This is a genomic window from Cyanobium sp. Lug-B, from assembly GCF_024345635.1.
Classification (GTDB): Bacteria; Cyanobacteriota; Cyanobacteriia; order PCC-6307; family Cyanobiaceae; genus Cyanobium; species Cyanobium minutissimum.
Window position 1 is genome coordinate 1 of sequence record NZ_JAGQBM010000096.1, and the last position, 7676, is coordinate 7676.

The following is a 7676-nucleotide window of genomic DNA, read 5'->3' on the forward strand; positions in this document are numbered from 1 at the left end:
CGCCCTGCTGGGCCAGGCTGTGGCGGAGGGGCGGCTGGCCATCCAGGCCGCCTACTTCGACATCGGCAGCGGCGAAGTGAGCCTGGTGTGAGCGGCGATCTGCCCCTGGGGAACGGCCTGGTGATCCCGGCGGCGGAGCTGGGCGGGCGCTTCTCGCGCGCCTCCGGCCCCGGGGGCCAGGGGGTGAACACCACCGACTCCCGGGTGGAGCTGGTGTACGACCTGGCCGCCAGCGGCGCCCTGCCCCCCGCGCTGCGGGCGCGGGCCCTGCGGCGGCTGGCGGCCCGGCTCACCCCGGCCGGGGTGGTGGTCGTGGCGGCGGAACACCGCTCCCAGTGGCAGAACCGTCAGGCGGCGCAGAAGCGTCTGGTGGAGCTGGTCCAGGCGGCGATCGCGCCACCGCCGCCGCCGCGGCGTCCCACCAAACCCAGCCGGGGCTCGGTGGAGCGGCGGCTGAAGGCCAAACGGCAGCGGGGATCGATCAAGAGCAACCGGCGGCTGGGCCCTCCTGAGGAGGTCTAGGGCCGGGATCCTGCTCGGCACGGATCTGTGCCTTGGCGGCCCGCCAGTGGCCCTCCAGTTCGGCGATGCCGCGGCCGCCGAGATCGCCTCCCAGGGCGGCCTCCACCCGGGAGAAGCGGTCGAGGAAGCGGCGGTTGGTGCCGGCCAGACCCTCCTCCGGGTCGAGGCCGCACCAGCGGGCCACGTTCACCAGGGTGAAGAGCACATCGCCCAGCTCCTCCTGGGCATGGGCCCGGTCGCCGCTGGCCACGGCCTCCCGCAGCTCGTCCCATTCCTCCTGCACCTTGGCCCACACCCCCTCGATGTCGTCCCACTCGAAACCGGCGGCAGCGGCCTTGCGGGAGATGGTCATGGCACCGGCCAGGGCAGGCTGGCCGCGCACCTTCTCCGCCAGGCGGTCGCTGAGGGGGCTGGCGGCCTCTGGAGGCGCGTCAGGGCCGGCGGCGGTCCGCTGGCGCTCCTGGCGCTCGGCGGCCTTGATCGCCTCCCAGCTGCGGCGCACGGCCTCGGGATCGGCGGCGCGCTCCGCCGCCGGATCGAACACATGGGGATGACGGCGCACCAGCTTGGCGGCGATGGTGCGGGCGACGGTGGCCAGATCGAAGCGACCCGCTTCGCTGGCGATGCGGGCGTGCAGCACCACCTGCAGCAGCAGGTCCCCCAGCTCGTCGGCCAAATGATCGTCGTCGCCGCGGCGGATCGCATCGGCCACCTCATGGGCCTCCTCGAGCACGTAGGGAATGAGGGAGGCGTGGGTCTGGGCCAGATCCCAGGGGCAGCCACCCTCCGGGTCCCGCAGCCGGTCGACGATCGCCACCAGCTCCGCCAGGGCCTCCGGCGCGGCCCCATCGGCCAGAGATGCGGAAAGAGGGCGGGAACTGGACATCGCAGGGAGAGAAGGACCAGGGGCACCATCCTTGGCGATGGAGGCATGGGCGTGGACGGGAGGGACCGGGTGGACTGCTTCGGTGGCTGCGGATACCCATGGGGGTGGCTGTGAATACTGTGGGAATGGGATCAGCGATGACCCGATCCTCACGTCCGCCCCAGCCTGAGAGCGACACCGACCCCTTCCACCACCCCCTGGCGCCGCCGACGGGTATCGCCATGCCGGTGGTGGCTGGGAACACCAGGGCTGGCATCGGCGACCACAGGACAAGATTCCGGCGCGATCGATCGCGCCGTAAAGCCATGACCCATCGGGCCACAGTTGCACCGAAGGCGACCACTCCAACCGGCGGCATCAGATCATCTGGCCATGATCCGACCACCGCCTGAGGCCTTGCAGGGCAATGGGTAAGGGCGACAGAGGCTTCATGGGCCTGGCGCGGGACGATCCATTCACGAACGCAAACACTGCCCTGCTTCAGACACAGAAAAGAGCGATCCCGGAATCACGGAAAGGCTGCTGTTTCAAGATCCCTGAATGACCGTGGCGGCACGGACTTTGCCAAGATCCTGCTCCATTTACCGTCGCCGTCTTCCGACACAGCAGAAACTCACAGCCAGGCAAGGACCATCCGCAAGGCGTGCTCTTCACACTTTGTTACTTTCGGCAGGCAAGCTGTGGCGGCTGCTACCTTTCACGGCCACTCAACCGAAGAGAACTCCGACACCACGTGGCATTCTTCTCCGACTTCCTCCCGCTCTTCCTGGAGCAGGTTCAGTCCCCGACCCTGGGATTCCTGATCGGCGGGATCATCGTTGCCGCCCTTGGCAGCCAGCTGGCGATCCCGGATTCGATCTACAAGTTCATCAGCTTCTTCCTGCTGATGAAGATCGGCCTGACGGGCGGGATCGCGATTCGGAATTCCAACCCTACGGAGATCTTTCTGCCGGCACTGGCGGCCGTGGGACTGGGCATCGTGATCGTCTTCATCGCCCGCTGGACCCTCGGCAAGCTGCCCGGCATCAGCGTGCCTGACGCTGTGGCCACCGGCGGTCTGTTCGGGGCGGTGAGTGGCTCCACCCTGGCAGCGGTGCTGCCGCAGCTGGATTCCGCCAAGATCCCCTATGAGGCCTGGACAGCGGCCCTCTATCCCTTCATGGACATTCCGGCGCTGGTGACCGCCATCGTGGTGGCCAGCGTCTACCTCTCCAAAAAGACCGGTAACACCGCCGAGAAAGTTGAGGTCTGGCCGATCATCAAGGAAAGCATCCAGAGTTCGGCCGTCACGTCGCTGCTCCTTGGCGTGGCCCTTGGCATCCTCACCAAGCCCGAACCCGTCTACGAAAGCTTCTTCAACCCCCTGTTCCGCGGCTTCCTTGCGGTGCTGATGATCATCATGGGGATGGAAGCGGCCCAGCGCATGAACGAACTGCGCAAGGTCGCCCAGTGGTTTGCCATCTACGCCTTCATCTCCCCGATCGTCCATGGCTTCCTGGCCTTCGGTGTCGGCCTGATCATTCACAAGATCACCGGCTTCACCATCGGCGGCGCTGTCGTGCTGGCGGTGATCGCCGCCTCCAGCTCCGATATCTCGGGCCCGCCCACCCTGCGTGCCGGCATTCCCTCCGCGAATCCCTCGGCCTACATCGGCGCTTCGACCGCCATCGGCACGCCCGTGGCAATCGCCATCTGCATCCCCCTGTTCATTGGGATTGCAGAGGTCATGCTCGGTCGATAAGCTCTCACCCACCTATCCATTTCCTGCCTTCAACCCTTTAGGTCAAACCCATGAGTCAACAGGTCTGGAAGCTTGTCATCGTTGCGGAGGAGGTTCTCTCCAAGAAGCTCGTCAAGCTCATCAAGGCGGCAGGTGCCACCGGCTACACCGTCAATGCCGCCGGTGGAGAAGGCAGCCGCAATGTGCGCTCAACGGGCGAGCCCAGTGTGTCCCACACCCTCTCGAATGTGAAGATCGAAGTGCTCACCGGCACCCGTGAGCTGGCCGACACCATCACCCGTGAGATCGAAGCCAAGTTTTACGCGGACTTCTCGATCATCACCTACATCTACCCCGTGGAAGCCCTGCGCGACCACAAGTTCTGAACGCTCGTCGGTTCCACGTTGCCCTCCCGTTCCTGCCTGGTCGGGAGGGTTTCTTCCAGGGCACCGGATGGAGGGCGGTACCGTTCTCTACCGGTCCCGCCCTGCACTCGACGGTCCACCGATCACCAGCGCTGATCGGACCCATCACGGCATCCATTCGTTTCTGGTGTCGTCCAGACAACAGCGCGAGCCACCTTCCTTCTAAAACTGCACCCACCCGTACCCCACCTGATGGATCTGCTGCCCACCTTGCTGATGGAAGTCGGCAGCCACCAGGTTGAAGTGACGGAAACCCTGATCGGGGTCGGCCGATTTCTCGTCATTTTCGTGGCGGCCCGCATCATGGCCGAGCTGATGGTGCGGCTGCAGCTGCCCACCATTCTCGGCGAGCTGGTCGCCGGGGTGATCATCGGTGCCTCCGGTCTGCATCTGGTGGTACCCCCCGAGGCCCAGGCCCAGCTGAGCGGAGCTCTGCTCGGGTTGCTGAGCTCCCTTGGAGGCCTCACCCCGGAGTCCATCAGCTCCCTCTACACCGAGACCTTCTCCAGCCTGAAAGTGGTCGCCGAGATCGGCCTCTTTTCCCTGCTGTTCCTCACGGGCCTGGAAAGCGAACTGGATGAGCTGGTGGCCGTCGGCATCCAGGCGGGCACCGTGGCCTTCACCGGCGTGGTGCTGCCCTTCGCCGCCGGCACCGCCGGCCTCTACTACCTGTTCCATGTGCCGTTCATCCCGGCCGTCTTCGCCGGCGCCGCCATGACGGCCACCTCGATCGGCATCACGGCGAGCGTGTTCGGGGAGCTGCAGTGGCTGAAGCGCAAGGAGGGTCAGATCGTCATCGGCGCCGCCGTGCTCGACGACATCCTCGGCATCGTCATCCTGGCGGTGGTGGTCTCCCTGGCCGGCGGCGGTTCCTTCACCCTCGGTCCTGTCATCCAGCTGTGCGTCGCGGCGGTGATCTTCGTGGCCGTCGCCCTGGTGCTCAGCCGCTTCGCCGCCCCCGCCTTCGACTGGGTCGTCGACCATCTCAAGGCCCCCGGTGATGTGGCGGTGGCCAGCTTCGTGGTGCTCACCCTCTGCTGTTTCGCCGCCCAGGCGATCGGCCTGGAGGCCGCCCTGGGGGCCTTCGCCGCCGGCCTGATCCTCAGCGCCTCCAGGCACACCCATGACATCGAAGCCGCCGTCAAACCCCTGGTGGCCCTGTTCGCCACCGTGTTCTTCGTGCTGATCGGCACCGGCATGGATCTCTCGGTGCTCAACCCCTTCGATCCCGCCAACCGCGAAGGGCTGGTGGTGGCCCTGTTCCTGCTGGTGGTGGCCGTGGCCGGCAAGGTGGCCGCAGGCTGGACCTACACCAGCAAAGACCCCACCAACCGCCTGGTGGTGGGCCTGGGGATGATGCCCCGCGGCGAGGTGGGTCTGATCTTCCTGGGACTCGGCACCCAGGCCGGCATCCTCACCCCGGCCCTGGAAGCCGCCATCCTGTTGATGGTGATCGGCACCACCTTCCTGGCCCCGGTTCTGCTGCGGCTCGTGATCGGTGGTCAGAAGCAGACAGCGCCTCAGCCCAGCTGAGCCACCTCACCCGCCATCCGTATCGCCGCCCGGCCGGTACCTCCGGCATCCATCCCCCTGATCCATGGGCGTCGCCGATCTGACCGGCTCCACCACCACCCTGGCACCCCCGTTCCCGGCCCTGCGCCGCGGCCGCCTCGACACCCTGCAGGTGAACCTGGGCTACCGCTGCAACCAGAGCTGCAGCCACTGCCATGTGAACGCCGGCCCCAGCCGCACCGAGATGATGGGGTCCGACACCATCGCCCTGGTGCCGGCGGTGCTGGAGGCTCGCGGGATCGCCAGCCTCGATCTCACCGGTGGCGCGCCGGAGCTGCACCCCGGCTTCCGGGACCTGGTGCGCCAGGCCCGTGCCCTGGGGGTGGCGGTGATCGACCGCTGCAACCTCACGATTCTCAGCGAACCCGGCCAGGAGGACCTGGCCGCCTTCCTGGCCGAGCAGGGGGTGAAGGTGGTGGCCTCCCTGCCCTGCTACCTCGCCGACAACGTCGACCGGCAGCGCGGTGATGGCGTGTTCGAGCGCAGCCTGGCGGGTCTGCGCCAGCTCAACGCCCTCGGCTACGGCGATCCGGACGCAGGCCTGGAGCTGGATCTGGTGTACAACCCCCAGGGCCCCAGCCTGCCGCCCCCCCAGGCGGCCCTCGAGTCCGACTACCGGCGCGAACTGGCCGATCGCTTCGGACTGCGCTTCAACCGCCTGTTCACGATCACCAACATGCCCATCCAGCGCTTCGCGGCGGTGCTGCGCCAGCAGGGGCAGCTGGAGGACTACATGACGCTGCTGCGCCAGCACCACAACCCGGCCAACCTGGCCCAGGTGATGTGCCGCTCCACGGTCAGCGTCGACTGGCAGGGCTTCCTCTACGACTGCGACTTCAACCAGATGCTCGGCCTCCCGGCCGGCAGCGGCCTCCCCCGGGCCCACCTGCGCCAGCTGCTGGACCAGGATCTCGAGGGGGCGCCGATCGCCGTGGCCGAGCACTGCTTCGGCTGCACCGCCGGCGCCGGCTCCAGCTGCGGCGGCGCCCTGAGCTGAAGCCCCGCCCGTCCCAGCCCCACGCCGCCCCAGCCCCCGCGAGCCCTCCCCGATGACCAGCGCCACCGATCTGCACCGCAGCGTGCAGGAGTACTACGGCTCCACCCTCAGCAGCAGCGCCGACCTGCGCACCAGCGCCTGCTGTGATGCCAGCAGCGTGCCGCCGGCGCTGCGGCCCCTGCTGGCCCGGATCCACCCCGAGGTGCTGAGCCGCTACTACGGCTGCGGCCTGGTGGTGCCGCCGCTGCTGGAGGGCCTGCGGGTGCTGGATCTGGGCTGCGGCAGCGGCCGCGACGTGTACCTGCTCTCCCAGCTGGTGGGGGCGGGCGGCGAGGTGGTGGGCATCGACATGACGCCGGAGCAGCTGGCGGTGGCCCGGCGCCACGCCGACCACCACGCCGAGGTGTTCGGCTACGCCAACGTGCGCTTTCTGGAGGGCCGCATCGAGCAGCTGGAGGCCCTGCCGCTGGAGCCCGCCAGCTTCGATCTGGTGATCTCCAACTGCGTGGTGAACCTCTCGGCCGACAAGCTGGCGGTGCTGAACGGGGTGCGGCGGCTGCTGAAGCCCGGCGGGGAGTTCTTCTTCGCCGATGTCTATGCGGATCGGCGCGTGCCCGAGGCCCTGCGCCACGACCCGGTGCTGCACGGCGAATGCCTCAGCGGCGCCCTCTACTGGAACGACTTCCTGCGGCTGGCGCGCCTGGCCGGCTTCGCCGATCCGCGCCTGGTGGGCGACCGGCCCCTGGAGATCACCGACCCGGAGCTGGCCGCCCGCACCGGAGCGATCCGCTTCTTCTCCGCCACCTACCGGCTGTTCCAGATCAAGGCCCTGGAGGACGCCTGCGAGGACCACGGCCAGGCGGTGGTCTACCGCGGCAGCATCGCCGGCCACCCCGACGCCCTGCCCTTCGACAAGCACCACCACATCGAGACGGGGCGGGTGTTTCCGGTCTGCGGCAACACCTTCCGCATGCTGGCGGAGAGCCGGTTGGCGCCCCACTTCGACTTCATCGGGGATTTCAGCCGCCACTACGGCCTGTTCGAGGGCTGCGGCAGCACCCTCCCCTTCGACGCCACCGCGCCGACTACCGCCGACGCCCCCGCCGCCGCGCCGGCCGCCGCCCCTGCCAGCGGCGGCTCCTGCTGCTGAGGCGACGCCACCGGCGCCCCAGAGCCCGCAGGGGCCGCGGCAGCCGCGGGATCGGATCGCCGTCCTGGAGCAGGTGCAGCCAGCTGCTGGCCTCCAGGCCCACGAACGCGGCGATCAGCAGGGGCCTCTGGGAGTCCCAGAGTTCCCGGCCCTGCTGCAGCAGCTCGCCGGGCGCCGGGGCGCCCAGGGGCCCGAGGGCGGCGCAGGCGGCCAGCACCAGCGCCGCCAGCCAGAGGAGTCGCAGGCCGGTGCCCAGCAGGGGGCTGTGGGAGAGCAGGGAGCGGTGGCTGAGCAGGCGCCGGTAGGGCCACCAGAGCAGCCGCAGGGGACCCCAGCGGCGGGTGGCGTTGGAGCGGGTGTCGAGGTCGGGGGAGAGCCAGAGGCCGCCGACCAGGAAGGCGCCG

Annotated in this window: 8 protein-coding genes; 6 read left to right on the forward strand and 2 right to left on the reverse strand. The window is 68.7% G+C overall.

Annotation, left to right across the window (positions count from 1 at the left end):
• Nucleotides 1-87 precede the first annotated feature (87 nt).
• The gene (gene arfB / locus KBY81_RS15785) at nt 88-522 is read left to right on the forward strand and encodes an alternative ribosome rescue aminoacyl-tRNA hydrolase ArfB (RefSeq protein WP_254977013.1); all 435 of its coding nucleotides are present in this window, start codon (nt 88-90) and stop codon (nt 520-522) included.
• Here the strand turns inward: arfB and mazG are convergent.
• Nucleotides 482-1408, reverse strand: coding sequence for a nucleoside triphosphate pyrophosphohydrolase (gene mazG / locus KBY81_RS15790; protein WP_254977014.1), 927 nt, complete (start codon nt 1406-1408; stop codon nt 482-484). The two genes, arfB and mazG, sit on opposite strands and share 41 nt — an antisense overlap.
• A 733-nt stretch (nt 1409-2141) precedes the next feature.
• Between mazG and KBY81_RS15795 the strand changes: the two genes are divergently transcribed.
• The 5 genes from KBY81_RS15795 to KBY81_RS15815 all read left to right on the forward strand — a co-directional run bounded on the left by KBY81_RS15795 (nt 2142) and on the right by KBY81_RS15815 (nt 7272).
• Nucleotides 2142-3149, forward strand: coding sequence for a sodium-dependent bicarbonate transport family permease (locus KBY81_RS15795; RefSeq protein ID WP_106219620.1), 1008 nt, complete (start codon nt 2142-2144; stop codon nt 3147-3149).
• Between the two features lie 50 nt (nt 3150-3199).
• Nucleotides 3200-3514 carry a P-II family nitrogen regulator gene (locus KBY81_RS15800; RefSeq protein ID WP_015110057.1) on the forward strand — a complete coding sequence of 105 codons (315 nt, stop codon included), beginning with the start codon at nt 3200-3202 and terminating at the stop codon, nt 3512-3514.
• Between the two features lie 231 nt (nt 3515-3745).
• Complete coding sequence (locus KBY81_RS15805; protein WP_254977015.1) at nt 3746-5086, forward strand: cation:proton antiporter; 1341 nt, start codon at nt 3746-3748, stop codon at nt 5084-5086.
• A 64-nt stretch (nt 5087-5150) separates the two neighbouring features.
• A complete protein-coding gene (arsS, locus tag KBY81_RS15810; RefSeq protein ID WP_254977016.1) occupies nt 5151-6122 on the forward strand; it encodes an arsenosugar biosynthesis radical SAM (seleno)protein ArsS in 972 nt (323 codons plus the stop codon).
• 52 nt (nt 6123-6174) lie between these two features.
• Nucleotides 6175-7272, forward strand: coding sequence for a methyltransferase domain-containing protein (locus KBY81_RS15815; RefSeq protein ID WP_254977017.1), 1098 nt, complete (start codon nt 6175-6177; stop codon nt 7270-7272).
• Here KBY81_RS15815 and KBY81_RS15820 read toward each other — a convergent pair.
• Nucleotides 7208-7676: DUF2227 family putative metal-binding protein (locus KBY81_RS15820; RefSeq protein ID WP_254977018.1), on the reverse strand; the 469-nt coding region annotated here is incomplete at its 5' end. The two genes, KBY81_RS15815 and KBY81_RS15820, sit on opposite strands and share 65 nt — an antisense overlap.

What these genes read in the sequence shown, in the direction of transcription:
- KBY81_RS15805 (WP_254977015.1), top strand. Translation starts at nt 3,746, where the DNA reads ATGGATCTGCTGCCCACCTTGCTGATGGAAGTCGGCAGCCACCAGGTT.
- arsS (WP_254977016.1), top strand. Translation starts at nt 5,151, where the DNA reads ATGGGCGTCGCCGATCTGACCGGCTCCACCACCACCCTGGCACCCCCG.
- mazG (WP_254977014.1), bottom strand. Translation starts at nt 1,408, where the DNA reads ATGTCCAGTTCCCGCCCTCTTTCCGCATCTCTGGCCGATGGGGCCGCG.
- KBY81_RS15800 (WP_015110057.1), top strand. Translation starts at nt 3,200, where the DNA reads ATGAGTCAACAGGTCTGGAAGCTTGTCATCGTTGCGGAGGAGGTTCTC.
- KBY81_RS15815 (WP_254977017.1), top strand. Translation starts at nt 6,175, where the DNA reads ATGACCAGCGCCACCGATCTGCACCGCAGCGTGCAGGAGTACTACGGC.